The sequence below is a fragment of the Streptosporangium sp. NPDC050284 genome (assembly GCF_044459525.1).
In the GTDB taxonomy this organism is placed as follows: Bacteria; Actinomycetota; Actinomycetes; order Streptosporangiales; family Streptosporangiaceae; genus Streptosporangium.
Window position 1 is genome coordinate 1 of the sequence record NZ_JBITIZ010000010.1, and the last position, 25,606, is coordinate 25,606.

The 25,606-nt window shown below is 69.5% G+C and carries 27 protein-coding genes; 17 read left to right on the forward strand and 10 right to left on the reverse strand.

Annotated elements, in window-relative coordinates; genetic code table 11:
* A partial coding sequence (locus ACIBH4_RS22960; RefSeq protein WP_399172772.1) for a hypothetical protein occupies nucleotides 1–215 on the reverse strand: 215 nt, incomplete at its 3' end.
* 612 nt (nucleotides 216–827) lie between these two features.
* On the opposite strand from ACIBH4_RS22960, the gene ACIBH4_RS22965 reads away from it, so the two are divergent.
* The 5 genes from ACIBH4_RS22965 to ACIBH4_RS22985 all read left to right on the forward strand — a co-directional run bounded on the left by ACIBH4_RS22965 (nucleotide 828) and on the right by ACIBH4_RS22985 (nucleotide 4,001).
* Entirely contained in the window at nucleotides 828–1,823 is a 996-nt protein-coding gene (locus ACIBH4_RS22965; RefSeq protein ID WP_362769178.1) for a hypothetical protein, read from the forward strand.
* A gap of 28 nt (nucleotides 1,824–1,851) precedes the next feature.
* Nucleotides 1,852–2,331, forward strand: a complete 480-nt coding sequence (locus ACIBH4_RS22970; RefSeq protein WP_362515470.1) for a hypothetical protein — start codon at nucleotides 1,852–1,854, stop codon at nucleotides 2,329–2,331.
* Nucleotides 2,332–2,981: 650 nt separating this feature from the next.
* On the forward strand, nucleotides 2,982–3,218 hold the full coding sequence (locus ACIBH4_RS22975) for a DUF4244 domain-containing protein (protein ID WP_362515467.1): 237 nt from the start codon (nucleotides 2,982–2,984) through the stop codon (nucleotides 3,216–3,218).
* 59 nt (nucleotides 3,219–3,277) lie between these two features.
* Nucleotides 3,278–3,610 carry a TadE family type IV pilus minor pilin gene (locus ACIBH4_RS22980; RefSeq protein ID WP_362515464.1) on the forward strand — a complete coding sequence of 111 codons (333 nt, stop codon included), beginning with the start codon at nucleotides 3,278–3,280 and terminating at the stop codon, nucleotides 3,608–3,610.
* A gap of 7 nt (nucleotides 3,611–3,617) precedes the next feature.
* On the forward strand, nucleotides 3,618–4,001 hold the full coding sequence (locus ACIBH4_RS22985; protein ID WP_362515462.1) for an Rv3654c family TadE-like protein: 384 nt from the start codon (nucleotides 3,618–3,620) through the stop codon (nucleotides 3,999–4,001).
* Between the two features lie 71 nt (nucleotides 4,002–4,072).
* On the opposite strand, the gene ACIBH4_RS22990 is transcribed toward ACIBH4_RS22985, so the two are convergent.
* Complete coding sequence (locus ACIBH4_RS22990; protein ID WP_362769187.1) at nucleotides 4,073–6,541, reverse strand: DEAD/DEAH box helicase; 2,469 nt, start codon at nucleotides 6,539–6,541, stop codon at nucleotides 4,073–4,075.
* 263 nt (nucleotides 6,542–6,804) lie between these two features.
* Between ACIBH4_RS22990 and ACIBH4_RS22995 the strand changes: the two genes are divergently transcribed.
* From ACIBH4_RS22995 to ACIBH4_RS23010, 4 genes are all read left to right on the forward strand, one after another.
* Nucleotides 6,805–7,155, forward strand: coding sequence for an STAS domain-containing protein (locus tag ACIBH4_RS22995; RefSeq protein WP_030916965.1), 351 nt, complete (start codon nucleotides 6,805–6,807; stop codon nucleotides 7,153–7,155).
* A 2-nt stretch (nucleotides 7,156–7,157) separates the two neighbouring features.
* Complete coding sequence (locus ACIBH4_RS23000) at nucleotides 7,158–7,604, forward strand: ATP-binding protein (protein WP_350942543.1); 447 nt, start codon at nucleotides 7,158–7,160, stop codon at nucleotides 7,602–7,604.
* Nucleotides 7,605–8,365: 761 nt separating this feature from the next.
* The gene (locus tag ACIBH4_RS23005; protein WP_362515458.1) at nucleotides 8,366–10,696 is read left to right on the forward strand and encodes a sodium-translocating pyrophosphatase; all 2,331 of its coding nucleotides are present in this window, start codon (nucleotides 8,366–8,368) and stop codon (nucleotides 10,694–10,696) included.
* A gap of 180 nt (nucleotides 10,697–10,876) precedes the next feature.
* Nucleotides 10,877–11,350, forward strand: coding sequence for a histidine phosphatase family protein (locus tag ACIBH4_RS23010; protein ID WP_362515454.1), 474 nt, complete (start codon nucleotides 10,877–10,879; stop codon nucleotides 11,348–11,350).
* A 118-nt stretch (nucleotides 11,351–11,468) separates the two neighbouring features.
* Here the strand turns inward: ACIBH4_RS23010 and serB are convergent, their stop codons facing one another.
* Nucleotides 11,469–12,692: a phosphoserine phosphatase SerB gene (serB, locus tag ACIBH4_RS23015; RefSeq protein ID WP_362515451.1), complete on the reverse strand. Its 1,224-nt coding sequence runs from the start codon at nucleotides 12,690–12,692 to the stop codon at nucleotides 11,469–11,471.
* 116 nt (nucleotides 12,693–12,808) lie between these two features.
* Here serB and ACIBH4_RS23020 point away from each other — a divergent pair, with 116 nt between their 5' ends.
* Both ACIBH4_RS23020 and ACIBH4_RS23025 read left to right on the forward strand, forming a co-directional pair.
* Nucleotides 12,809–13,654, forward strand: a complete 846-nt coding sequence (locus tag ACIBH4_RS23020; RefSeq protein ID WP_362515449.1) for a GNAT family N-acyltransferase — start codon at nucleotides 12,809–12,811, stop codon at nucleotides 13,652–13,654.
* The gene (locus ACIBH4_RS23025) at nucleotides 13,651–14,520 is read left to right on the forward strand and encodes a lysophospholipid acyltransferase family protein (RefSeq protein ID WP_399172778.1); all 870 of its coding nucleotides are present in this window, start codon (nucleotides 13,651–13,653) and stop codon (nucleotides 14,518–14,520) included. Before ACIBH4_RS23020 ends, ACIBH4_RS23025 begins: the two co-directional genes overlap by 4 nt.
* 182 nt (nucleotides 14,521–14,702) lie before the next feature.
* On the opposite strand, the gene ACIBH4_RS23030 is transcribed toward ACIBH4_RS23025, so the two are convergent.
* From ACIBH4_RS23030 to ACIBH4_RS23045, 4 genes are all read right to left on the reverse strand, one after another.
* Nucleotides 14,703–15,383: a response regulator transcription factor gene (locus tag ACIBH4_RS23030; RefSeq protein WP_362769173.1), complete on the reverse strand. Its 681-nt coding sequence runs from the start codon at nucleotides 15,381–15,383 to the stop codon at nucleotides 14,703–14,705.
* A 248-nt stretch (nucleotides 15,384–15,631) separates the two neighbouring features.
* Nucleotides 15,632–16,171, reverse strand: a complete 540-nt coding sequence (locus ACIBH4_RS23035; RefSeq protein ID WP_362515444.1) for a hypothetical protein — start codon at nucleotides 16,169–16,171, stop codon at nucleotides 15,632–15,634.
* An 85-nt stretch (nucleotides 16,172–16,256) separates the two neighbouring features.
* Nucleotides 16,257–17,321 carry an S-adenosylmethionine:tRNA ribosyltransferase-isomerase gene (locus ACIBH4_RS23040; protein ID WP_362769170.1) on the reverse strand — a complete coding sequence of 355 codons (1,065 nt, stop codon included), beginning with the start codon at nucleotides 17,319–17,321 and terminating at the stop codon, nucleotides 16,257–16,259.
* Between the two features lie 73 nt (nucleotides 17,322–17,394).
* Complete coding sequence (locus ACIBH4_RS23045; RefSeq protein ID WP_362769167.1) at nucleotides 17,395–18,060, reverse strand: SDR family NAD(P)-dependent oxidoreductase; 666 nt, start codon at nucleotides 18,058–18,060, stop codon at nucleotides 17,395–17,397.
* Nucleotides 18,061–18,183: 123 nt separating this feature from the next.
* On the opposite strand from ACIBH4_RS23045, the gene ACIBH4_RS23050 reads away from it, so the two are divergent.
* Both ACIBH4_RS23050 and ACIBH4_RS23055 read left to right on the forward strand, forming a co-directional pair.
* On the forward strand, nucleotides 18,184–19,314 hold the full coding sequence (locus ACIBH4_RS23050) for a GAF domain-containing sensor histidine kinase (RefSeq protein ID WP_362515435.1): 1,131 nt from the start codon (nucleotides 18,184–18,186) through the stop codon (nucleotides 19,312–19,314).
* Nucleotides 19,315–19,454: 140 nt separating this feature from the next.
* Nucleotides 19,455–20,105, forward strand: coding sequence for a response regulator transcription factor (locus tag ACIBH4_RS23055; RefSeq protein ID WP_362515505.1), 651 nt, complete (start codon nucleotides 19,455–19,457; stop codon nucleotides 20,103–20,105).
* Between the two features lie 23 nt (nucleotides 20,106–20,128).
* Here the strand turns inward: ACIBH4_RS23055 and ACIBH4_RS23060 are convergent, their stop codons facing one another.
* Nucleotides 20,129–20,848, reverse strand: coding sequence for a hypothetical protein (locus ACIBH4_RS23060; protein WP_362515433.1), 720 nt, complete (start codon nucleotides 20,846–20,848; stop codon nucleotides 20,129–20,131).
* A gap of 66 nt (nucleotides 20,849–20,914) precedes the next feature.
* Here ACIBH4_RS23060 and ACIBH4_RS23065 point away from each other — a divergent pair, with 66 nt between their 5' ends.
* From ACIBH4_RS23065 to ACIBH4_RS23080, 4 genes are all read left to right on the forward strand, one after another.
* Nucleotides 20,915–21,709: an ABC transporter ATP-binding protein gene (locus tag ACIBH4_RS23065; RefSeq protein WP_350942557.1), complete on the forward strand. Its 795-nt coding sequence runs from the start codon at nucleotides 20,915–20,917 to the stop codon at nucleotides 21,707–21,709.
* 113 nt (nucleotides 21,710–21,822) lie between these two features.
* Nucleotides 21,823–22,779, forward strand: coding sequence for an SPFH domain-containing protein (locus ACIBH4_RS23070; protein WP_362515431.1), 957 nt, complete (start codon nucleotides 21,823–21,825; stop codon nucleotides 22,777–22,779).
* A gap of 77 nt (nucleotides 22,780–22,856) precedes the next feature.
* Complete coding sequence (locus ACIBH4_RS23075; protein WP_362769184.1) at nucleotides 22,857–23,612, forward strand: sulfite exporter TauE/SafE family protein; 756 nt, start codon at nucleotides 22,857–22,859, stop codon at nucleotides 23,610–23,612.
* A gap of 30 nt (nucleotides 23,613–23,642) precedes the next feature.
* A complete protein-coding gene (locus ACIBH4_RS23080; RefSeq protein WP_329088968.1) occupies nucleotides 23,643–23,870 on the forward strand; it encodes a hypothetical protein in 228 nt (75 codons plus the stop codon).
* Between the two features lie 170 nt (nucleotides 23,871–24,040).
* Here ACIBH4_RS23080 and ACIBH4_RS23085 read toward each other — a convergent pair whose 3' ends face one another.
* Together ACIBH4_RS23085 and ACIBH4_RS23090 are read right to left on the reverse strand one after the other, a co-directional pair.
* Nucleotides 24,041–24,952: a Rieske 2Fe-2S domain-containing protein gene (locus tag ACIBH4_RS23085; RefSeq protein ID WP_362515426.1), complete on the reverse strand. Its 912-nt coding sequence runs from the start codon at nucleotides 24,950–24,952 to the stop codon at nucleotides 24,041–24,043.
* Between the two features lie 40 nt (nucleotides 24,953–24,992).
* The gene (locus tag ACIBH4_RS23090; RefSeq protein WP_362769181.1) at nucleotides 24,993–25,547 is read right to left on the reverse strand and encodes an HD domain-containing protein; all 555 of its coding nucleotides are present in this window, start codon (nucleotides 25,545–25,547) and stop codon (nucleotides 24,993–24,995) included.
* Nucleotides 25,548–25,606: the final 59 nt, after the last annotated feature.

Genomic DNA, 25,606 nt, shown 5'->3' on the forward strand with positions numbered 1-25,606 from the left:
TGCGGGCCGGTGCGGCGGCGCGCTTCCAGGCGCTGGGCCATCAGCTCGCCGGTCGGCTGCGCGTACTCGTGGTCGGTGGCCTGGCCAAGGCAGTGGTGAGCGTAGGGGGCATGTCCGCAGACGGCGCATCCCATCGGCAGCGGCGGCGCGTCGGCGAAACAGGCACAGCCGCTTGCCGTAGTCCGGTCAAGAACCGGAGCAATAGAGTTGTTCACGGGTCAGGAGAGCCTTCCTGATCAAGGGGCCCGTCCCGGTGTCAGCTACCGGTTGGCGGGCTCCGCCTTTTTGGATGGTCACCTCATGAGATCCCTGTAAAAGCACGCATGGCCAGGTGAGAGTGAGGGAAACTGAGGGAAAGAGCTCTATCCCTCGCTCTGAAGAGGTGCCCAATGACCGGTGAGGCTTCCCCTGAGACTCCTCCCTGGGCCGTGCGATTGCGGGAGGAACGACGCAACCGCGGGTGGTCTCACCGGGACATGGCAAAGAAGTTGACCGAGGCTGCCAGCCAGGAAACGCGCGGTCGCCTTCCTGCACGTGAGAGCATCATTCGCAATATCAAGAATTGGGAAACGGGCAAGCATCAGCCGAAGGATCCGTATCCGAAGCTATGTGCCCGAGCCTTTGATCTTGATGAGGTCGCTCTCTTCGATGCCTCGCCGCTTGCGCTTTCGGCTCCTGTCAAAAGCGACGAATTGGTGGGCGTTGTGGTGGAACCAGACCTTCCGTGGGTATGGGAACCGCGATCTACAGCATGTGCCGTTTACGACTTCAGTAGAAGTGATCTAATGCTTGACCGTCGCCAAGCCGTCAAAGCGCTATCCATTACGGTGGGAATTCCCCTCATTGACCCTGTTCAGCGCTGGCTCGCCAGGACCCCGGACGACCTGCCCTCCGCACTCCCGGCGGGCCGTATCGGCGTCGACGAGGTGGCCCAGCTTGAGAGAACCGCGGATGTCTTCAGGACGTGGGACGACTCCCAGGGCGGAGGCCTCGCACGCAAGGCGGTGATCGGCCAGCTCAACGAGGTCGCCGACCTGCTGCGAGAGTCGCATCCGCAGGCCATCACGGTGCGGCTGTTCCACGTGATGGCCGAGTTCGCGAAGATCGCCGCCACGATGAGCTGGGACTGCGGCATGCAGACCGCGGCGCAGAAGTACTACGCCCTGGCGCTGCAAGCGTCCAAGCCCGCCAAGAACAAATCTTTCGGGGCCAGCGTCCTGGCGTCCATGGCCCGCCAACTGCTCTACCTCGACCGGCCGCACGACGCGCTGGAGTTGGTCCGCCTGGCGCTGGACGGGGTGCAGGTGGCCGGCACCCCCAGGCTGCGGGCCATGCTGCACACCCGCGAGGCGTGGGCGTACGCGGCGCTGGGCAGGCCCGAGGCGTTCCGGAGGGCAACGGATGCGGCCGAGGATGCCTTCGGCGCAATCCGCGCGGGGGATTCCGACCCCAACTGGATCACCTACTTTGACGAGGCCGAGCTCGCCGGTGTTACCGGGGGGCGCTATCTGGAGATGTCGCGCCGCAGCAGTCAGCATGCGGCCGTCGCCGTGACCCACATCGGCCGGGCGCTGGAACTTCGCCGACGGACCAGCATGCGAAGCCTCGCCCTGGACCAGGTCGGGCTCGCCCAGGCGCACCTGCGTAACGGCGACCTGAACGAGGCGGTCGCGGTGGGAAGTGCTGCCGCGGACACGGCTGGTCAGGTGCAGTCCGATCGAGTTCGTGTCCAGCTGCGCGAGCTGCACGCGGAGATCGCAACGCGGCGGGACCCCGCGATGGCTGGCCTGAGGGAGCACCTTCAGGAGACACTGGCGCGCTGAGAAGATCGCTGTCGATCAGGAGGCGCTGATGGTGCGTATCGGTGTGACCGGCCACATGAACCTGACTCCGGATACGACTCGCCTCGTGTCCGATGCGCTGCGCTCGCATCTGGAAGCGGTGGCCGGTGACGTGACGGGAGTGTCCTGCATCGCCCGCGGTGCTGACTCGCTGTTCGCTGAGGCCGTTCTGCAGACCGGTGGTGTTCTCGAAGTCGTCCTGCCGTCGCGGGACTACCGGGAGGCCAAGGTCAAGCCGGATCACGCAGAGCAGTTCGACCGGCTGCTGGGCAAGGCCGCCCGGGTACGGGTGATGGATTTCGACCACGCCAGCCGGGACGCGTACGTCGCGGCCAACGAGGCGGTGCTGGGGTCGGTCGACGAGCTCGTGGCGGTGTGGGATGGCGAGGCGCCTGTGGATGCGGGCGGGACGGCGGGCGCTGTGGAGGATGCTCGCCGCCGTGGCGTGCGGGTGACCGTGATCTGGCCCGAGGGTGCCGCTAGGGAGTGATGAGCGCGGCGGCGCACGCCTGGGAAGGGAGCTTGCCGCCGCGCCTGACGGAACCGTATGCCAAATTGGCCCTGGCTAGCCGGGGCCATATTCGGCCTTCTGGGGCTACCTAACCTCTTGCCCGTGACAATTGATCACGAGGGGTACAGGCGCCCTACCTTCAGCTGGCGGACATCCTGCGCGCCGAGACCCTCCACCCCGACGTCACCGGCATCCCCGTGCACGGTGTGAAACCGAGTCAGGTCGTCCTCGCCACTCGCGCAGGCGATGACAACCCTCTGCTCGTGCCCTTACGCGAAGCCGCCAGGACCCATCTCACGAGCAGTCTTGTCGCGGTAGGGGTCGCCGGTGAGGCACCGCTTCCTTGAGTTATCCACAGGGTTTTCCCCGCCCGGAGGGGTTATCCACAGGAAAATGGCGCCGCCTGTGGATAAACGTCAGGAAATTTCCTCATTGAGGACCTGGAAAGGCTCCTGTCGGCCGAAGGGGCACTTCGTGCTGCTGAGCCTTTTTTCGCTTGCCGAGCTGTGGATAACCGAAGGCTCTTTCCCCAGAACGTGGTTCGGGTCGGCGGGGCCTCGGGCGTATGGAGAACCCTGACGGTACCGATGCCGGGCGGTGGGTCCGGTGGAGATCTCCAGGAGGAGTAGATGGCTCGAACGAGTGCTGTGGACGCGCGGCGCGACCGGTCGCGGTGGTTGCGCGACCGATGGGCGCTGCTGATCGCCGGCGCGCACCGTGACCGAGGCATGTCCACCGCCGAGTACGCGGTCGGAACGATCGCCGCCTGTGCTTTCGCCGCCCTTCTCTTCAAGGTGGTGACGAGTTCCGAGGTCCAACAGATGATCACAGGTCTGATCAATCGAGCACTCACCGTGGCCGGATGACCCTCCCGACGCCGTTGATCCCCTCCCGCCGGTCAGGTTCCCGCCGGTCGAGGGGTTCGGTGACAGCGGAGACGGCCGCGGCGCTGCCCGCCCTCATGGTCGTTCTGGGAGCCGGGCTGTGGGCCGTGGCGGCGGTCGAGGCGCGACTGGAGTGTGTGGACGCCGCGCGAGCCGGGGCAAGGGCCGCTTCGCGCGGCGAGTCCCTTGAGCGGGTCCGGGGAGGTGTCCTGTCGGTCGCTCCGCCGGGCGCCGCGGTCACGGTGACCCGGAGCGCGGAGGTGACACGGGTGGAGGTGTCCGCGAACGTCAAACCCCGATGGGGTGCCTCACTCCCGGGCGTGACCGTCCATGCGACCGCCGTGTCCATCACCGAGCCAGGGCTGGAACGGTAGGCCGGGCATGGCCGGTACGGGGAGGGAGAACGCGCAGCGGGGGTCGGCGACGATCTGGACGGTCGGGCTCATGGCGTTGGTCTTCGCGGTCGCGGTGGCGGTCGTGTTCGCGGGCATGGCCAGGGTCGCGCGCCACCGGGCGCAGAGCGCCGCCGACCTGAGTGCGCTCGCCGCCGCCCGACTCGCCTTCGCGGATCCGGACCGGAGCTGCCTGAGGGCCTCCGTGCTCGCTGCGGACAACAAGGCCAGGATCACCCGCTGCTCTCTCAGCGAGGGCGGTGTCGCGGATATCGAGGTGGTCATGGAGGTCTCGCTACCTTTGAAAGGGCCGGTGGTGATCACCTCCAGGGCACGTGCGGGACCTGTTCACATCGCTGATCCAGGACCTTGACGGCGGATCGAGCAAAGCAACGGTGAAGGGCATTGAGTAAAGCAGCATTGAGTAAAACAGCGGGGAAGAGCTCATCCGCCGTCCGCCACCCCGGCGGCTCTCCCACCCGTCACATCCGAGGTGTCCTGAGTTCTCTGGGAAAGCAGGAGCACGTCCGCAGAGTCCTGGGGGAGCGATGACACGTTCACCGGCTGCTGCGGGAGCGGGGACGTATCCGAGGGTTCCGGGAGGGGCGAGGGCATGTCCGTGTGCTCCCGGGAGAGCGGGGAGCCGTTCGCCGGCTCTTGCGGGAGCGGGGGTGGGTCCGTGGGCTCAGGGGAGAGCAGGACGGCGAGAAGCCGGAGGGCTCCGGCCTTGTCGAGAGGTTCGTTGCCGTTGCCGCACTTGGGAGACTGGATGCACGACGGGCAGCCGCGCTCGCACTCGCAGGAGGCGATGGCCTCGCGGGTGGCCGTGAGCCAGTCGCGCGCGCGGGCGTAGCCGCGTTCGGCGAAGCCGGCGCCCCCCTCGTGGCCGTCGTAGACGAAGACGGTGAGCACCCCGGTGTCGGGATGGAGTTCGGTGGAGACGCCTCCGATGTCCCAGCGGTCGCAGGTCGCGAAGAGCGGCAGCAGGCCGATGGAGGCGTGTTCGGCCGCGTGCGCGGCGCCGCCGAGGTCCAGGCCCTCCTCGGCGAGGGGGAGGATCGCCGAGGTGGGCAGCGTCCACCAGACGGCCCGGGTCCGTAGCGTGCGCGGGGGCAGGTCGAGAGGTTCGTCCCCCATGAGCTCACCGCTCTGGGCTCGGCGCTTGAGATAGGCCACGACCTGGCTCGTCACCTCGACCGCGCCGAAATGTAGCTCTCCCTGACCGAGAGGGTGCGAGCGAAGGGACTCGATGACCGAGATATCGGTGACATCCCTGGCGAAGGTCGTGTAGTCGGGAGTTCCCGCCTCGACCAGCGCGACCCCCGCCTCCAGGTCGAGTTCGGCCACCAGGAACGTCTCTCCCTGGTGCACGTAGACGGCGCCGGTGTGCACGGCCGAGTGGGCCGAAGGTTCGTCCACGGTGCCGAGCAGCCGTCCGGTGGACATCTCGACGACCTGAATGGGCGCGGCGCCCGCCCCTCGGATGTCGGCGAGGTCGGTGGCGCGTTCCCGGCTGGTCCAGAACCAGCCTGTGGCGCGTTCCCTGAGCAGGCCGTCCCCGACCAGATCGGCGAGCACCTCCTTGGTGGTCGGACCGAAGATGTCCAGTTCGTCGTGGGTGAGCGGGATCTCGGCCGCCGCCGCGCACAGATGAGGCCCCAGCACGTACGGGTTGCCGGGGTCGAGCACGATCGTCTCCACGGGACGGCCGAACAGGGCTTCCGGATGGTGGACGAGGTAGGTGTCCAGGGGGTCGTCCCTCGCGATCAGCACCGCCAGCGCGTCCTGCCCGTCCCGTCCCGCCCGCCCGGCCTGCTGCCAGAGAGAGGCGCGGGTCCCGGGCCACCCCGCGATGAGCACGGCGTCCAGTCCGGAGACGTCGACGCCGAGTTCCAGCGCGTTGGTCGTCGCCAGGCCGAGCAGTTCGCCGGAGCGCAGGGCCCTTTCCAGGTTCCTGCGATCTTCGGCCAGGTATCCGGCCCGATAGGCCGCGATCTTGCCGGGCAGATCCGGGGTCGCCTCCCCGTCGGTGACGAGGTCCTGGAGTTTGGCCCGAGTGGTGAGGGCCACGGTCTCGGCGGCCCTGCGGGAACGGACGAAGGCGAGGGTCCGCACGTCGGAGGCGACGAGATCGGCCAGGAGATCCGCGCTCTCGGCGGTCGCGGGGCGCCGGACGGGGGCGCCGCCCTCACCGCGCAGATCGGTCAGGGGTGGCTCCCACAGTGCGAAGGTGGTCGCGCCCCGAGGAGAGGTGTCCGTGGTCACCTCGGCCATCTGGAGGCCTGTCAGGCGCTGCGCGAAGACTCCGGGCTCATTGGCCGTCGCCGAGGAGAGCAGAAACGCCGGGCGGGAGCCGTACCGCGCGCAGATCCGGCGCAGGCGGCGCAGGATCTGCGCGACGTGGGAGCCGAACACGCCCCGGTAACCGTGGCACTCGTCCACGACGACCATCCGGAGCCGCCGCCAGAAGAGCGACCACTGAGCGTGACGGGGCAGCAGGCCGCGGTGAAGCATGTCCGGGTTGGTGAGGACGTAGTTGGCGTGCTTGCGCACCCAGGCCCTCTCCTCGAAGGAGGTGTCGCCGTCGTAGGTCGCGGCGCGGAGGCCGGGAGGGTCGAGCTCGCGCAGCGCGCGGAGCTGGTCGGCGGCGAGTGCCTTGCTGGGCGACAGGTAGAGGATCGTGCCGCCGTCGAGCGTCGAGGAGAGTGCCGGGACCAGGTAAGAGAGGGACTTGCCCGACGCTGTCCCTGTGGAAATGATCACGTTTTGGCCACGGTGGATCAGATCCGCGGCCTCGGCCTGATGTGGCCACAGGCCGGAAATACCGAGGTTCGCCCAGCGCGTAACCAGTCGCTGGTCGACCCAGTCCGGCCATCCGGTATCACCGGCCTGACGTGCGGGAACGTGCTCCACATGGGTAACACGCGCCCGACGTGCGGGAACGTCGAGGAGGCGGCTGAGGGCGGTGCCCGCGCTGAGGGGCGAGGATGAGGGCGGGGTCACTGGTTTCCAGTCTCACATCTGTGGGCAGAGTCGCCGGGAATCGTGATTTCGTATAGACACTGAGCGTACGCATGGTTGAATGCCGCGCGTCGGGGCTTGTCGTCCGGGGGTCACTCGGTCCCAGGAAGGCATGCTCTAATCGGTACTTGCGCAGGCAAGGCGCTGGAGGATCTGTGGATCTGAAGTTGGACCACCATTCCGAGGACCGTCTCACCATCGTTGAGGTTGAGGGTGAGATCGATGTCTACACCGCGCCCAGATTGCGTGAGCTCCTGATCGACCTGGTCAACAAGGGGAATTTCCACCTGCTCGTCAACATGGAGAAGGTCGACTTCCTTGACTCCACGGGCCTTGGTGTCCTGGTCGGCGGGCTCAAGCGAGTTAGGGCGCACGATGGCTCACTGGAGCTTGTCTGCACCCAGGAGCGCATCCTGAAGATTTTCCGGATCACTGGACTGACGAAGGTCTTCGGGATCTATGCCTCGGTCGACGAGGCCAAGGAAGCTCACGGTCGAGACAAGTAGTCGTGGCTACCGTCGAGCTGACGTTCAGCGCTCTCCCCGCGCATGTGCGGACGGCACGCCTGGTGGCCACGGCCATCGCCAGGCGTACCGGCGTACAGGAGTCGCTGCTGGACGAGGTACGGCTCGCTGTTGGAGAGGCGTGCTCGCGGGCTGTGGAGGCACATCGCCTCCACTGTCCGGGAGAGCCGATCCGGATCGAGCTACGTGATGACTTAGGGCGTTTTGAGGTGACAGTCACCGACTCCGCCCCTAGTGATGAGCTGGAGCATGATCGTGCCCTTCTGGGGTTCGATGATCCGTTCGGGCAGCTTCCCGATGACCTGATGGCCGGTTTCGGCATCGCGGTCATCGCGGGGCTGGCCGACGACGTTCAGGTCTACCCGAGCCAGAAGGGCATGTGCATCCGCATGAGCTGGCCGGCGGCGACGAACGGAATGTCTCCGGTCTGAAAAGCAGACTTCGACAGCCGGGCGTGTCCATATGGACACGCCCGGCTGTTTTTGTTGGGAGAGGGCGGCCACGAGGTCGTCTGTGATGACGTCCGGGTTGTGGTCGCCATCCGTCCGTGTCGTCCGTGTCGTCCGTGTTGTGGTGGTCATCGACCCGAGGTGCGTCCGTTGGAGACGTGTCCGGAGGCCGGATGATCTCGCCCCGCCGGAGGGCCGCCGATGGCGCTCGCCGGGCTTGCCTCGCCGTTCGCCGGGGCTGAGGCCGCTGAGACCCAGCGCCGCAACGTCATTCCGCCTGCCTCACCGTTTACCGGGGCTGAGGGCGGAGGGAGGGGAGAGGGGCCGCCCGGAGGATCGTCCGTGATGTCCGGTGGGTGGGCCCGGCCGTTCCCCGAGGAGATTTCAATTTCGGTCAAAACTTAACGTGGATGTTTCTTGACTGAAATTGGGAGGAAACCGGAGCTGAGGGGCGGATGTGACGGGTGAAATGACCCCATAAGCAGGTCGGCTGTCAGAGGGCGCCGCTCGTGTCGTCAATTGGGCGGGGGCAGAGGCTTCATATCCGCGTCGTCGCTGCGTAGACTCCCGGGACCGGCCAAGGTTTATCCTTCGGAGCGGCCCGCACGCGAGCCGTACTCCGTGGGGGTCTGCAACTGGAAGCGGCACTGCCCACCATCCCGGAGTGCGCCGCCTCAGCCGCCTGACAATCACCGCAGCGCACTCCGGGCAGGACGTGTTCCCGTCTTGCCAAGGAGAGTCGGATGTCTGTGCTCCATCTCGCCGCTGCGGAGCCAGCGGTTTCCCTAAGTGGTCACCACTTCACCATCGTCATCGTGGTCGCCGCCGTCGCCCTGCTCGCACTCGCCGTCGCCGGCACACTGGTGCGGGAGGTGCTGTCCGCCGACCAAGGCACCGAACGCATGCAGAACATCGCGAGAGCCGTCCAGGAAGGGGCTTCCGCGTATCTTGCGCGGCAGTTCCGGACGCTCGCGCTATTCGTCATTTTGATTCCGTTCCTGCTGTACCTTCTCCCGGCCGAGACGACCAGCGTGAGGATCGGCAGGTCGGCGTTCTTCGTCGTCGGCGCGCTGTTCTCGGCGTTGACCGGATTCATCGGCATGTGGCTCGCGGTCCGTGGCAACGTCCGCGTCGCCGCCGCCGCCCGCACGTCCGGTGAGAAGGTCGCCATGCGGATCGCCTTCCGCACCGGCGGTGTGGCCGGAATGATCACCGTTGGCCTCGGCCTGCTCGGCGCGGCCGTGGTGGTGATCGCCTACGGGGGCGAAGCCCCGGCCGTGCTGGAGGGCTTCGGCTTCGGTGCCGCGCTGCTCGCGATGTTCATGCGAGTCGGCGGAGGCATCTTCACCAAGGCCGCCGATGTCGGCGCCGACCTGGTCGGCAAGGTCGAGCAGGGCATTCCCGAGGACGATCCGCGCAACGCCGCCACCATCGCCGACAACGTCGGCGACAACGTGGGTGACTGCGCGGGCATGGCCGCCGACCTGTTCGAGTCCTACGCGGTCATGCTGGTCGCCAGCCTGATCCTGGGCCGGGTGGCCTTCGGCGTCGAGGGACTGGTGTTCCCGCTGATCGTGCCCATGATCGGTGTGATCACGGCGATCATCGGCATCTTCGTCACCGCCCCGCGCGCCGGTGACCGCAACGCGATGGCCGCGATCAACCGAGGGTTCTTCATCTCGGCGGCCATCTCGGCGGTCCTCGTCGCCGGCGCGGCCTACCTCTACCTGCCGGCCAGCTTCTCCGGTCTGACCAATGTGAGCCCGGAGATCGCCGCCGTCACCTCGGACCCGCGTCTGATCGCGATCGGGGCGGTGCTCATCGGCCTGGTCCTGGCGAGCGCCATCCAGATCCTCACCGGCTACTTCACCGAGACGAACCGTCGCCCGGTGCAGGACATCGGCGAGAGTTCCCGTACGGGCCCCGCCACGGTCATCCTGTCCGGCATCAGCGTCGGCCTGGAGTCGGCGGTCTACTCCGCGCTGATCATCGGAGCCGCCGTCTACGGGGCCTTCCTGCTCGGCTTCGGCAACGTCACGATCGCGCTGTTCGCCGTGGCGCTGGCGGGCACCGGTCTGCTGACCACGGTCGGCGTGATCGTGTCGATGGACACCTTCGGTCCCGTCTCCGACAACGCCCAGGGCATCGCCGAGATGTCCGGCGACGTCGAGGGCGAGGGCGCTCAGGTCCTCACCTCGCTGGACGCCGTCGGTAACACCACCAAAGCCATCACCAAGGGCATCGCGATCGCCACCGCCGTGCTCGCCGCGACCGCGCTGTTCGGCGCGTTCCGTACGGCGGTCGAGGGCGAGCTGGTGGGCGCGACGGCGAGCGTGAAGGAGGCGCTGGGCTCGTTCAGCGCGTTCAGCCTGAGCGTCGACTCCCCGAACGTGCTGGTCGGTCTGATCATCGGCGCCGCGGTGGTGTTCATGTTCTCCGGCCTGGCGATCATGGCGGTCGGCCGCGCGGCCGGACGGGTGGTCTTCGAGGTGCGTGAGCAGTTCCGTACCAAGCCGGGGATCATGGCGGGGACGGAGCTTCCCGACTACGGCAGGGTCGTCGACATCTGCACCCGCGACTCGCTGCGGGAGCTGGCGACGCCCGGCCTGCTCGCCGTCCTCACCCCGATCGCCGTCGGTTTCGCCCTCGGGTACGCTCCGCTCGGCGCGTTCCTGGCCGGTGCCATCGCGTGCGGCACGCTCATGGCGGTGTTCCTGGCCAACTCCGGTGGTGCCTGGGACAACGCCAAGAAGCTGGTCGAGGACGGCCACCACGGCGGCAAGGGCTCGCAGGCCCACGAGGCCACCATCATCGGTGACACCGTCGGCGACCCGTTCAAGGACACCGCAGGACCGGCGATCAACCCGCTCCTCAAGGTGATGAACCTCGTGGCGCTGCTGATCGCCCCCGCCGTGGTGACCTACGCCGACAACCCGGCGCTGCGCATCGGCATCACGGTGGTCGCGGTCGGCATCGTCGTCGCCGCGGTCGTCATCTCCAAGCGTCGTTCGGCGGGCATCGCCCCGACGGAGGAGAGCAACTCCGACCGGGAGCCGGAGCAGGTCTCCAGCTGAGCAATGTTTGACGGAGGGGTGCACGGGCCGCGTGCACCCCTTCGGCATGTGCGGGCCACCCCGGTGGGAAACTGCTCGTATGGAACAGCAGCCTTCCGGAGGCAAGACACTCGTCCTCATCCTGCTGGCGATGGCCGCGATGTTCGCGGTGATCGTGGGTCTGGCCGTGTGGGCGTCCCGATGACCGCGCGCACGCTCGTCGTCCTGCGCCACGCCAAGGCGGCTCACACCTCCGGCCTCGCCGACAGAGAACGTCCCCTCACCGAGGTCGGCGAGCGCGACGCCCTCAAGGTCGGTGCGGCCCTCGTCGGTATGGACCTCACCCCCGACCTGGTGCTCTGCTCGCCGTCGGTACGGACCAGGCAGACCGCCGACCTGGCACTCCCCGGTGCGGAGATCCTCATCGAGCCGGCCATATACGAGGCATATCCCGACGAGTTGCTCGCGTTGATCCGGCGGAGCGATCCCGAGGCGCGCACGCTGGTCCTGGTCGGCCACAACCCCGGGGTTCAGGAGCTTGTCATGCAGCTCACCTCGGCCGACGGCGACGCCGGGTTCCCGCCCGGCGCGTTCGCCGTCATCGGGGTCGACGGCGAGTGGGCCGAACTCGACACCGGCCGCGGCATCGTCCACTGGACCCCCAGAAAGCACTGAGAACCGAGCGTCAGGGGCACGCGAGAGCTGAGACACGACGGCGTCTCAGCTCTTCGGTGACGCCTCGGGACAGCCGTACGGTGATCACGTTCGCGGAGGCCCACCCCACCGATCACGGTCAACGTTCGGCGGCGGTGACACCGTCCTCGGCGTCGGCGTCCTCCACCTCGGCGCGCGGGATGCCCAGCAGGTAGAGGATCGAGTCGAGGTAGGGGACGTTGACCGCGGTGTCGGCGGCGCGGCGGACCACCGGCTTGGCGTTGAACGCGATGCCGAGACCGGCCGCCGCGATCATGTCCAGGTCGTTGGCGCCGTCGCCGATGGCCACGGTCTGGCTGATCGGGATCCCCGCCTCGCGGGCGAAGCGCTCCAGTGCTCGCGCCTTGCCCGGCCGGTCGACGATCTCGCCGACGACCCGTCCGGTCAGCACGCCGTCGACGACCTCCAGGGTGTTGGCCGCGGAGTAGTCGATCCCGAGGTCATCGACGAGGGCGTCGGTGAGCTGCGTGAACCCGCCGCTGACGATCGCGAACCGGTAGTCGAGCCGCTTGAGCGTCCGTACCAGCGTCCGGGCGCCGGGAGTCAGCACGAGCTCCTTGCGTACCTTCTCGAAGACCTCCTCGGAGAGGCCCTCAAGCTGCGCGACCCGGCGGCGCAGTGACTCGGCGAAGTCGAGTTCGCCGCGCATCGCCTCCTCGGTGACCCGAGCGACCTCCTCCAGGCAGCCGGCGTGCGCCGCGAGCAGTTCGATCACCTCGGCCTGGATGAGCGTCGAGTCGACGTCCATCACGATCAGACGCTTCGCCCTGCGGTGCAGGCCCGTCCGCTGCACGGCGACGTCGACCTGCTGGGCGTGCGCCTCGATGGCCAGCTCCGCCCTGAGGGTGTCGGGGTCGGCGCCGGAGAGCGAGAGCTCGATGCAGGTCACCGGATAGCTGGACAGGCGCTCGATCCGGTCGATGTTGGCACCGGCCGCGGCGATCCGCCCCGCGATCCCCGCCATGGCGGCGGGCTGCAGCGGTGAGCCGAGCACGGTGACGTCGAGCCGCCCTCTGCGCCGCTTCTCCTTCGAGTCGGAGCCGGTGGACAGCTCCACGTGCAGTCCGAGGTCCTCCGCGGCCCGCTCGACGGCGGTCCAGAGGGCCCCGAGGGTGCCGCCGGTGCCGGTCGGTGTGTCGCCCGCGTACGAGACGAGGACGCCGAGGGTGAGTCGGCCGCGGATGACGACCTGCTCCACGTCGGCGACGATGACGGGGAAGCCGGCCAGGACCGAGAAGAGGCGTGAGGTCACGCCCGGTCGGTCGGGGCCGTTCAACGTGATCAGAAGCGTGCGCTGGTTCATCGGTTCCTACGGTACTTGGCTCCGGATTCGACCGTGAATGTGGTTCATCATCCGGACGCCTGGAGTTCGCGGGGCACTCCGGTCCCGCGTCATCTGCGACTGTCTTCATGAACCTCATGACGACCCTTCCCGTGGAGTCGCGCCTCGCCCGCTACAGCGTCGGGCTGGCCGCTACCGCCGTCGAGATGCGCGAGGCCCAGCGCCTGCGCCACCGCGTCTTCTCCGAGGAGATGGGCGCCCGGCTGGACAGTCCCATCACCGGCCTGGACGTCGATCCGCTCGACGCCTACTGCGATCACCTTCTGGTGAGGTGCGACGACACCGGTGAGGTCGTCGGCACCTACCGGCTGCTCGGCCCCCGCAGGGCCGATCGTCTCTACTCCGACTCCGAGTTCGATCTCAGCGCGCTGGCCGGTATCCGGGGGAACATGGTCGAGACCGGCAGGGCCTGCGTACACCCGGAACACCGGGGCGGCGCGGTGCTCGGGCTGATGTGGGCGGGCATCGCCCGCTACATGATGGCCGGGGGGTACGGCTGGCTGGCCGGGTGCTGCTCGGTGCCGTTGGCCGACGCGGCCGGGATCATGGAGCGGGTGCCGCTCTCACCGCCGGGCTACCGCGTCACGCCGCACCGCCCCTGGCGGGCGGGCCCGGTCTCAGGCTCTCCGCGCCGGAGAGGGGGGTCGGCCCCCTCGGCCGCTTCCGGGTCTGTTCCGGTCTTCCCGATGGGAGCCGGAGTGGTGCGGTCGCAGCGGGAGGGCGCCTCGAAGCGTACGGCCGCCACGAGCCAGGGAGGGGCGACGCTACCGCCGCTGCTGCGCGGGTACGTGCGGTTGGGCGCCTGGGTCTGCGGCCCGCCCGCCCACGACCTCGACTTCGGTACGGCCGACTTCTTCGTCCTGCTCTCGATGGCCGAGGCCGACCCCCGCTACCTGCGCCACTTCCTGGGAGCCGCATCGTGAGCCCGTGGATGCCTGTGGCGCCGTGCACGCCCGCCACCTGCCTGTTCCCGCCGGGATCGAGGGCCGAGGCGCCGCGCAGGGCGCTGCGACTCGCGGCGGTCGGGCTGGTCGTCCTGGCGGGAGTGGTACTCGCGCTCGCGGCCCGTGGACTCGGTACGACGAGCAGGATCCGGCTGACGAGCGCCTGGTCCCGGTTGGTGCTGCGGGCGGTCGGTGTACGGATCGAGGTAAGGCGGGGGTTCGCGTTCATGGCCGGCTCGGTCGCCGGGCCCTGTCCGGTCGTCGACGGATCGTCCGGGGCTGCCCCGCTGGTCGTGGCCAACCACGTGTCGTGGCTGGACCCGCTCGTGATGGCGGCGGTCCTGCCGTGCCGGGTGCTCGCCAAGCAGGAGGTCCGGGCGTGGCTGGTTGTCGGCCTGCTCGCGACGGGCTCGGGCGCGTTGTTCATCGACAGGGACCGGCTCTCCGCGCTGCCCGAGGCCGTCGGCGACGTGGCCGCGGCGCTCGCCGACGGCCATCCGGTGGCGGCCTTCCCCGAGGGGACGACCTGGTGCGGGCGCGGGATGGGCTCGTTCAGGCCCGCCGTGTTCCAGGCGGCCCTGGACGCGGGGGCCCCGGTCAGACCGGTCGCGATCAGATATCTGGAGGGGGAGAACGTCCTGGCCAGCGGACCCGTCTATGTCGGTGACGACCTCCTGTGGGCGTCGATCCGCCGCGTGGTGGCCGTCCGGCGGCTGACGGTGGAGGTGACGATGCTGCCCCCAGTACGGGGACGCGACCGCGGGGAGCTGGCCTGGGCGGCCGAGTCGTCCGTCGCCTCTGTGCTGGTCGCCGGGGCCGCGCATAGTGTTCCCGCCGCGGCCTGATTCGAGGCGGAAGACCGTCTCCGCTGCGGCCTGATTCGAGGCGAAGGACCGTCTCCATTGGGAACGGGACCGCTTGCGAGCGTTCCCCGCGTTTCGATCCCGGTTGCACCCTCGCGCCCCAGGACCGCTCCCGCTCCCGGTTCCGGTTTCGGTTGGACCGAACCCGGAAAGTCCCGGCCCGGCTAGGCCGAACCCAGGTATGTGATGACGGCCGCCACCCTGCGGTGGGTGTCGGGACTGTTCTCCAGGGCCAGTTTCATGAAGATCGAGTTGACGTGTTTCTCGATCGCGGAGACCGACAGGTGCAGGGCACGGGCGATTCCTCCGTTGGACAGGCCGTGCGCCATCTCCCTGAGCACGTCCAGCTCCCTGGGGGTGAGCTCCGCGGGCGGGGGGCCGCTGCGTACCCCGCGCTTGGCGAGCAGGCCCTCCACCACCTTGGGGTCGATCACCGAGCCGCCTCCCGCCACCGACCTGATCGCGCCGAGCAGCTCGTCGATGTCACCGACCCGGTCCTTGAGCAGGTACGCACGGCCCTCGGTGCCGTCCCTGAACAGGTCCAGGGCGAACATCGCGTCGGAGAACTGGGAGAGCACCACGACCCCGATGTCCCGTGAGGCGGCGCGGATGCGGTGCGCCGCGTCGATGCCCTCCATTCCCGGGCGGACGAGATCGGCCGAGCCCGGCATCCGGATGTCGGTGACGACCACGTCGGGGCGCAGCCGTCTTGCGGCGTCGAGTAGATCGTCCGCGGTGCCCACGGCGGCGACCACCTCGATCTCGCCGGAGGTCTCCAGGAGCCTGCGGGTGCCCTCACGCACCAGGTAGTGGTCCTCGGCCAGGACGACTCTCAGTTCAGCCATGAATCGCGCACCGTCCGGAACTCGCCATGGGGAGATCCTGCACGGTGCGCGGGCGCCGTGTATATGAGGTTGCCCGCACTCGTCGCCGTCGCCGTCGCCGTCGCCGTCGCCGTCGCCGGGATCCGGGAACGGAGCCGGTGGCGAGAACGAACGGAACGAACCGGATCCGGATCCGGGAGCGGACCCGGACCCGGACCCGGGAGCGGGAGAGGTGGACGGTCAGCAGGCGAGAGGCGCGGAACGCGTGGTCAGCGAAGCACTCGGGTCTTCACCCGCACGTACTTGATGTCGGTGCCGACGTCGATGCCGTAGATGTCGAGGGTGTCCAGCCCGCCCGCGGGGACGTCGATCGAGACCGAGCCGAAATTGGCGGTCGCGGTGCCCCGGGCACCGTTCTTCAGCCAGACCTTGACCTTGAGGGTGGCCGTTTTGCCGGGGTTCAGGGTGTCGAGCAGACAGCCCACCTCGCGCCCCGAGATCTCGCAGTACGAGCCGGCGGGCTTGCCGACGATGCGGACCTTGGAGACGTGCGGGGAAAGGCGGCCACCGACGTAGGCGATGTCGGTGTACCACTTGCCGGTGTTCTTGATCTTCAGCGTGTAGACGTACGAGTCGCCCGCCCAGGCCCTGCGCGGATAGAAGACGGTGGTCTTCAGCGGCGCGAGCGGCGGGCCCGCGACCTTCTGCGGTGCGGTGATCTGAGGGGCCGAGGCGTTCGCGGTCGCGGGGGTGAGCAGCATGCCTCCCGCCAGGGCGATGGCGGCGATGGCGGCCAGGTGCCGGCGCATTTTTAACTCCAGTCGGATTTCGTCCCGTTGATTACGGATCATCATGGGAGATCCGACTTGTAAACCTCTTGCGGTTGACTATCCGCTAACCGGTGATCAGGTGGACATCGCCGAATTCGTGCCAGAGATAGCCCTCTCCGAGCGCCTCCGCGTACGACCGCGAGAGCAGGTCGCGGCCGGCGATCGCCGACAGCATCAGCAGGTGGCTGGAGCGCGGCTCGTGCAGCCCGGTGAGCAGGCCGTTCACCACCCTCACTCCGACCTCGGGGGTGACGATGTGCGAGGTCCAGCCGTCCGCGGCCCGGACACGGCCGGTGGCCAGCGCGGACGTCTCCAGCGCCCTGACCACGGTCGTGCCGACCGCGATCACCCGGCCGCCCGACTCGCGAGCGAGCTCCACCTGCCGCGCGGTGGTCTCCGGCACCTCGAACCGCTCCGGATACGGCGGCTCGTCCTTCTCTGGGGACGCCACCCCCGTGTGCAGGGTGATCGGCGCGATCCCGACCCCGCGCGACACCAGGGAGGTCACCAGCCCGGTGGTGAAGGGTCGCCCCGCGCTGGGCATCTCCGCGCTGCCCGGCCGCACCCCGAACACGGTCTGGTAGTCGGCGAGCGGCCAGTCCCTGTCCACGTACGAGTATCGGATCGGCACGCCGTACCGGCGGAGGTAGCCCGTGACCTCGCGGTCCAGCCTCGCCCGCCACAGGCGCGGCGTCTCGCGTCCCAGGAGCCGCAGGGTCGCCCCACCCGGCAGCGGCAGCCACTCCCCGTCCGCACCGCCCCGGTAGGGCTCGCCGGCCGTCTCCGTGTTCTCGGGGCCTCCGGCGAGGCCCGTCCGCCCCCTGAGCCTGCGGAGCTCGACCAGCCAGGTACCGTCCTCACGTTCGGTGGAGAAGTGCACCGCGAGCCGATCGAGCCGGACGGCCGCGGGAAGCGTGCCGGAATTGTTCACCACGAGCAGGTCGCCGGGGCCGAGCAGACCGGGAAGATCGGCGAACGCGTGGTGCCCGATCTGTCCGATGCCCCGCTCCGAGACCAGCAGGCGCACCCCGTCACGGGCCAGCCCTCGGGCCTCCGGAGGCTCGTGCGCCTCCAGTTCGCGCGGGAGCACGAAGTCCGCGGCCATCGCGTCCGCCGCGGGCGCGCTCACGCCCCCTCCCCGCACGCACGTACGGATTCCGTCGCCTTTCTCACAGGTCCTCCTCGCTCGGTGACCCGCCCGTTCATCCGTGCCTCACCCGGCCGCTGTCCGGGCGGTCGGCGATCAGCCGCCGCAGGGTGGGAACGACGGTCGCGGGGGCCGGGGCCTGTTCGGCCTCCTTGGCGCCGACGGCGTCGGCGAGCATGGCGGTGGACATCTCGCCCGGATCGACCCACCAGACCGCGACGTCGGGTTCCTCGACGGCCAGCACGTGGGAGAGCCGCTCCAGGGCGGCCTTGGTCGCGCCGTACCCGCCCCAGCCCTCGTACGCCTCCACCGCCGCGTCGGAGGAGATGTTCACGATCGCGCCGCGCCGCTCCCTGAGCCCGCGCAGGTTCGCCTGGATCAGTGCCAGCGGGGCCAGTACGTTGGCCTGGAACAGCTCCTGGAGCGTGTCGAGCGGGTATCCCGCCAGCGGCGGCAGCGGGACCGCGCCCAGCCCTGAGGCGTTGTTGACCAGCAGGTCCAGCCCGCCGTGTTCCTGTACGACCCGCGCCAGCCGATCCCGGTGGGCGGGGTCGGTGACGTCTCCGGCCAGGGCGAGGGCGCCGAGCTCGTCCGCGGCGGATCGCAGCGCGTCCTCGCCCCGCGCGGTGAGGATGAGCCGCCAGCCGTCGGCGGCGAGGGAGCGGGCGAGTGCCAGGCCGAGGCCACGGGAGGCGCCGGTGATGAGTGCGGTCTTCTTCATGCCTCGACGCTAGGAGCCGCGCGCCCGTCGTACATCGGCCGCCGGACCCTGCCGGAGGTGGGCCGATGGGCCTAGGACCGATGGAGTAGGCGGCGGGCCTCCACCGCCGCCTAGAGTCGTCTCGTGAACTCCGAGAGCGAGGGCAGGGACGCCGTGCTGCACGCGGTGAGCTCGGCCGTCCTCGCGGTGACAAGGCACCTGTCGGTGCGGGAGGTGCTCCAGGTGATCGTGCGGTCGGCGCGACGGTTGCTGGACGCACGCTACGCCGCCCTGGGCGTGCCCGACGACCAGGGGGCGTTCGCCGAGTTCGTCGCCGAGGGCATCTCCGACGAGCAGTGGGACGCGATCGGGCCCATGCCCCGCCAGCACGGCATGCTCGGCGCGATGCTGCGCGAGGGCACGCCGGTCCGGCTGCCCGACATCCGCAGGGACCCCAGGTTCGAATACTGGCCGCGAGCCCATCCGGTGCTCAAGGACTTCCTCGGGGTGCCGATACTCGACGGGGACGAGGTGCTCGGCATCATCTTCCTGTCCAACAAGCGTGCCCCCGGAGGCTTCACCGAGGCCGACCAGCGGCTGCTCACCATGTTCGCCGCGCACGCCGCGATCGCCCTCACCAACGCCCGCCTGTACGAGCGCGGCCGGGAGCTCACGCTGGTGGAGGAGCGCACCCGGATGGCGAGGGAGCTGCACGACGCGGTGACCCAGAAGCTGTTCTCGCTGCGCCTCACCGCGCAGGCCGCCGCGTCGCTGGTCGTCGACGATCCCGTGCGGGCGCTGCGGGAGCTCGGCCAGGTGGAACGGCTGGCGGGAGAGGCGCTGGCCGAGCTGCGCGCGGTGATCGTGGAACTCCGCCCGGCCGAACTCGACCGGCACGGCCTGGCCGAGACGCTCCGCAAGCATGTCCGCCTGCTCGACCGGCTGCACCCGGCCTCGTTCTCGTTCGAGGAGTCTCCGGTGTGCGAGCTCGAACCGGTGATCGAGGTGGCCGTCCTGCGAGTGGCCCAGGAGGCGCTGCACAACGCCTCCAGACACTCGGCGGCGCGTGCGGTCGAGGTGCGGCTGGGCTGCGAGGGCGGGCGCGTGGTTCTTGAGGTGAGTGACGACGGGGCCGGTTTCGACGTGACCGCCGCCGCGGGGAGAGGTCTGGGAATCGCCTCGATGGGCGACAGGGCGGAGGCCGTCGGCGGCGACGTGCGGGTGACCTCGGAGCCGGGACGGGGCACACTCGTCCGACTGGAGGTGCCCGCGTGACCCGTGGTGCGGAGAAGGATGATCGTTTGACCCGTCGTCAGGGGGAGTCGGCCGTACGCGGTCCTGACGATGATCGTTCGGTCCGTCGGCCGGGTGAGTCCTCGGGGCCGGCCGTACGCGGTCCTGACGGCGACGACCGGGTGATCCGCGTCCTGATCGCCGACGACCACCCGGTCGTGAGGCAGGGCCTTCGCACCTTCCTGGACCTGCAGGAGGATCTCGACGTGGTCGGCGAGGCCGCCGACGGCGCCGAGGCGGTCGCCCTGGTGGAGTCTCTCGCCCCCGACGTGCTGCTGCTCGACCTGAAGATGCCGGTGCTCGACGGGCTCGGCGCGCTGCTGCTGCTGGGCGAGCGAGGGCTGTCGCCGAGGGTGCTCGTGCTGACCTCGGTGAGCGACAGGGGCGACGTGGCCCCGGCGATGCGAGCGGGCGCGGCGGGCTTCCTCTACAAGGACGTCGAACCGGTCGCGCTCGTACGCGCGATCCGGGCGGTGTACGGCGGCCAGGTGCTGCTCGCCCCCGAGGCCGCCGAGGCGATGCTGGCCGGTCCCGAACCCGTCCGGGTCGCGAGGGAGGGCGGACAGGAGGACAGGTATGTGGCGCCGCTGACCGATCGGGAGCGCGAGGTGCTCGCGTTGATCGCCTCGGGCCGTTCCAACCGGGAGATCGCCAGGCAGCTCGCGGTGGCGGAGAAGACGGTGAAGACCCATGTCTCCAGCGTGCTGATGAAGCTGGGCGTGCAGGACAGGACCCAGGCCGCTCTCTACGCGGTGAGAAACGGTCTGGCCTGACGGTGGTCCCGGTGGCCCGGCCCTCAGACCAGCTCGGTGATGGCGTGGTGGGCGACCACCCTGGCCCGGCGCACCGCGCGGTCGAGCTCACGCAGGGCCCCACCGCGTACGGCGATCTGGCCCGAGGTGAGCCCGCGGTCGTCGGCGACGCGGAGCACCGCGGCGAGGCGGGCGGCGAGGGCGGCGACCCGGTGGGCCCTGGCGGGGTAGCCGGGGGCCAGGCCGTCGTCCACGATCTCCAGCCGCCGGTGGCCCTGGGCCGGACCCTCCACGCCGAGCAGGGCGTCGGTGGCCACCCGCATCGCGCGGGTCAGCTCGTGCTCGGCCTCGGCGAGGGAGGGCAGGTCGGGGGCCGCGGTACGGGCCTCCAGCACGGTCCAGCGAACCCCGGCGTACGATGACCCGCGGCGGTCGTTTACCGGGATCAGGCCGAGACATCTGTCGGGAAGCACGGCTGTCGCCGCCTGCCCGGCCTCGATGGCCGCGGAGTTGAAAGGGGGCGGTCCGGTGAGACCGAGTGGGTCGCCCGCGACGGGAAGGGCCAGTCGCAGCGATTTCATGCCCTCGATCCGCAGGTCGGCGAGGAATCCGCGGAGGGCGAGGTCGCCGGTCTCGCCGGCGACGAGTTGGGGGCCTGCCTGCCGCTCCACGCGGTCGGCGGCCTCGTCGAGGCCGACCTGTCCGGCGAGCCAGGCGTTGCCCCAGCAGACCAGGGTGGCCGAGATCGGTGAATCAGGGTGCACCGATCCACGATATGCGCTTGTCCTGCAATAGGTTTTGTTCGAGCGATTCACAAGGAGGCGTAAGGGATGGGCGGTCAGGTGCTTCGGCTACAGGACGTCACCGTCCGCAGGGACGGAGCGGTCCTGCTGCGGGAGATCGACTGGACCGTTCACGAGGACGAGCGGTGGGTCGTCATCGGCCCCAACGGCGCGGGAAAGACGACGTTGCTGCAGGTGGTCGGGGCGATGCTGTTCCCCACCGAGGGCGTCGTCGAGATCCTTGGCGAGCGGCTCGGCCAGAGTGACGTCTTCGAGCTGCGGCCCCGCATCGGGCTCGCGAGCGCCGCGCTGGCGGAGAAGGTGCCGCCGGACGAGAAGGTCATCGATCTGGTTCTCACGGCCTCGTACGCCATCCTCGGCCGCTGGACGGAGGAGTACGACTCCCACGACGTCACGCGTGCCGTCGAGCTGATCGACCAGCTCGGCTGCGCCCACCTGATCCGGCGCCGCTTCAACACGCTGTCGGAGGGGGAGCGCAAGCGGGTCCAGATCGCCCGCGCGCTCATGCCCGACCCGGAGCTGCTGCTGCTGGACGAACCGGCCGCGGGCCTCGACCTGGGCGGGCGCGAAGACCTGGTCCGCCGCCTGGCGACCTTCGCGCACGACCCGAAGGCGCCGACCATGGTGCTGGTCACCCACCATGTGGAGGAGGTGCCCAGTGGGTTCACCCACGCCCTGCTGCTCCGGCACGGCTCGGTGGTGGCTCAGGGCCCGATCGACCAGGTGATGACCGCGGAGAACCTGTCGCACACCTTCAGCGTCCCGCTCACCCTGGATCGGGGGCGCGAGGGTCGCTGGTACGCGCGGGCGCACCAGCTCTGAGAGAGCCCTGAGAGGTTCCGAGATCGTTTCGGTCGTTCAAAGGCCGGTGAAGGGAAAAGCAAATATCCTGCCGGGTCAAGAGTTCCACGTGACTCGACCGCCCGGGGTGGTTCATGGAAGCGCTTGTCGCCGCACTCGTCATCGTGGTCGTGGCGGCTTTCGCCGTCCATCGGATGGTTCGCGTCGTGCCGCACGCCACGGCGGGTGTCGTGGAGCGGTTGGGGCGCTACCACAGGACGCTCGGTCCCGGGCTGAACCTCGTAGTGCCGTTCATCGACCGGATCAAGGACATGGTCGACCTCCGTGAGCAGGTCGTCGCCTTCCCGCCGCAGGCGGTCGTCACCTCCGACAACCTCGTCGTCTCGGTCGACACGGCCGTCTCCTTCCAGGTGACCGACGCCCGCGCGGCGACCTACGAGATCGCCAACTTCCTGGTCGCCGTCGAGCAGTTCGTCGCGACCACGCTGTGCGACGTGGTCGGCGGGATGAGTGTGGACCGCGTGCTGGCCTCCCGCGAGGAGATCGGCACCGAGCTGCGCCGGGCGCTCGACGACGCGGCGGGCGGATGGGGTCTGCGGGCCAGCCGGGTCGAGGTGAAGACGATCGACCCGCCCGTCTCGATCCAGGAGGCGATGGAGAGGCACTACCGCGCCGACCGCGACAGGCGGGCCGCGCTGCTCGCGGCCGAGGGGGAGAAGCAGGCGGCCGTCCTCGCCGCCGAGGGGCGGAGAAAGGCCGCCGTACTGGCCGCTCGCGGCGAGGCGGAGGCGACCGTGCTCAGGGCGCGGGCCGATGCCGAGGCCAGGGCGACGCGGGCCAGGGGGGAGGCCGACGCGATCGACATGCTTTTTCGCGCCGCCCGTGACGGCAGGCCCGACCCGGAGCTTCTCGCCCACGAATATCTGCGGGCGCTCCCCGAGATCGCCAGGGGGGACGCGGGCAGGTTGTGGATCGTCCCGCCGGACCTGAGGCGGACCCTCGAAAGCCTCGCGGACCTTCTCCCGGACAGGGACGAGGCCCCGGGCGAGGAGGGCGTTTCCGACGTTAAGGACACCCCCGCCACCGGATGATCTCGATCTCCTCCTACCATCCGGTGAGGGCCGTGCACCTGCCTATGGGCGCGAGCCTGACGAGTGAGGGGAAGCGCATGACACCGTGGGAGGCGGTCGCGATCTTCGTGGCCGGCGTCGGGGCGGGGGGCATCAACGCCGTCGTCGGTTCCGGGTCTCTGATCACGTTCCCGACGATGGTCGCGCTGGGCATGCCACCGGTCATCGCGAACGTCTCCAACACCGTGGGCCTGGTCCCGGGGTCGCTGACCGGCGCGTTCGGCTACCGGGAGGAGCTGAGGGGGCAGCGCCCGCGGCTGATCAGGCTGGGGGTTCCCGCGCTGGTCGGGGCGATGATCGGCGGGGTGCTCCTGCTCTACCTTCCCGCGGAGACGTTCGACATCGTCGTGCCCGTCCTGATCGCCATGGCGTGCGTGCTGGTGGTGATCCAGCCGAGGCTCAACAGCTGGCTGAGCGCCAGACGGGAGCACCCCCATCCGCACGGCGGCCCCTGGCTCTGGGGTGGCGTTCTCGTGTGCGGCATGTACGGCGGCTACTTCGGCGCGGCCCAGGGAGTGCTGCTCATCGGGCTGATGGGCAGTTTCCTCGACGAGGGCCTGCAGCGGATCAACGCGGCCAAGAACGTGCTCGCGCTGCTGGTCAACGCGTGCGCCGCGCTGCTGTTCATCGTGGTCGCGGAGGTCGACTGGCTGGCGGCCCTGATGGTGGCGCTGGGCGCCGCGATCGGCGGTTTCCTCGGCGCGAAGATCGGCAGGCGACTGCCGGCCCCGGTGCTGCGCTGGTTCGTGGTGTGCGTCGGAATAGTGGCGATAGTCAAACTGGTGTACGGGTGAACCTGCCTGCTACCGGGTACTTATTCAGGTATGAAAGGTGACAAAGTCGAGGTTGTCATCGACGCAGGAGACAGTTCCCGTACCTACGAGGTCAGCGCCACCAGAGCGGGGCGCCGCGTTGAGGTGGCCAACGCCCGAGGCGGCGTTGTCGAGGTGAGCGAGGTCACCCGAAGCGGAACGGCCGTGCGTACCGCCCGCTTCATGTCCAGCCGTATTCTCGCCCTGGTCGAACACCCCGCCGACGGCAAGCCGGCCTAGGCCGGGCCGACGGCGGGAGCCGGTTCTCGTCACGCCCGGGTGGGACGTACGGTCACGCCTGGGCGGGGCGCAGCGCCCGCCCGGACCCGGGTTCGCCGCGCCCGGACACGTCCCCGGGTTTCCTACCAGGTCCTGGAGACGGGCGTGGACTTGTTCTCGCGGGTGCCCGGTCAGGTCTGCGCGGGACGGACCTGGAGCATCCCGTCGCGGCGGATCCGGGTCTCGAAGGACGGCTGGGGAGCGGTGGCCGGGCCGTGTACGACGGCTCCGTCGGAGAGCCTGAAGGTGCTCCCGTGCCACGGGCAGACCACGCAGGCGGTCCCTCCCTCCGAGATCAGGCGCCCCTGGTGGAGCGGACCCGCCAGGTGTGCGCACTGGTCGGCGAGCACCGTGACGTTCGCGCCGACGCGCAGCACGAACAGATCGATGTAACCCAGCCTCCGCGTCACCGGGCGCCCGTCCGGCAGGTCGCCGACGTCGCACAGGTCGTGCCAGCCCAGCGGGACCAGGTGGGCGACGGACTCGGCGTGGTTCGCCCCGGCCGCCTGCCGGTAGGCGAGGTGGCCGCCGAGGTAGCCGCCCACGCTCGCGGCACTCAGCCCGGCGAACGACAGCACCCGCCCGGTCTGGTCACGCCCGGCCATCCGCAACACCAGCGAACCCGCGTAGAGCCCGAAAGCGGTCAGGTTGGCGATCGCGTGCACGAACCCCACCCGTTGCTGCTCACGGTGGAGCGCCGACCAGTCGGTGATGCCCGCCGCCATCGCGGGCATCGCGGCCGCGAGCCCGCCCGCGACCAGCATCCGCGACGCCCGCGGATCGGCGCGGGTCACGTCGAGCACCGCCGTCGCCGTCCAGAGACCCAGGCTGACGTTGGCGAGCGGTGGATGCAGCGGTTTGCCGATCGGCACCCCGTGAAGCAGGTCACGCAGCGGTCCTGGACCGATCCGCCGGCGCACGGCCTTGGCGAGCACGCGGATCGGTCTGTCGGCCTTGGGCGAGCGCTCGATCCGATCGGTGAGCTCGACCCCGGACACCAGACGCCTGGTCCGACGCCCTGTTTTGACAGTTTCCTTCACCATTGCCCCCTCCTTGACCATAGGGACCTACCCGAGAACGGCGTTATGCACGCGCCAAATGCCCTCGGCTGACGGAGAGGGCGATGATCTCGGTGGCGTAGGCGCCCAGTGTCGCCGATCCCTCCTCGATGATTTTCACCTTCTCCAGCACCTGCTCGGCCGTCACCTTGTACAGCGACCAGGTGCCGCCCTCGTTGTGGTGGTTGGCCATGATGGGGGCGATCCGGTCGAGGGCCTTGGCGAACCTGGCCTCCGGTGTCCTGCGTTCCTCGAACTCGTCCCAGAGCTCGCGCAACCGCGCGGCCTGGTCGCAGGGGAGCAGCCCGAAGATCCGGTCGGCGGCCTTGCGCTCGATGTCCAGCTGGGCTTCGACGGCCGAGGCGTCGTAGATGAACGTGTCTCCCGCGTCGATCTCGACGATGTCGTGGACAAGCAGCATCGCGACGACCCTGTCGAGATCGGTGCCCGGTGGTGCGTGCTCGGCCAAGACCATCGCCAGCATGCCCACGTACCAGGAATGCTCGGCGTCGTTCTCACGCCGCGACCCGTCCATGAGGGTGTTGCGGCGGACGATGCGTCTGAGCTTGTCGATCTCCATGGCGAAGGTGAGCTGAGCGTGCAGACGGTCCTGTGCTGGAGGGGTGGTCACGCGCGCAA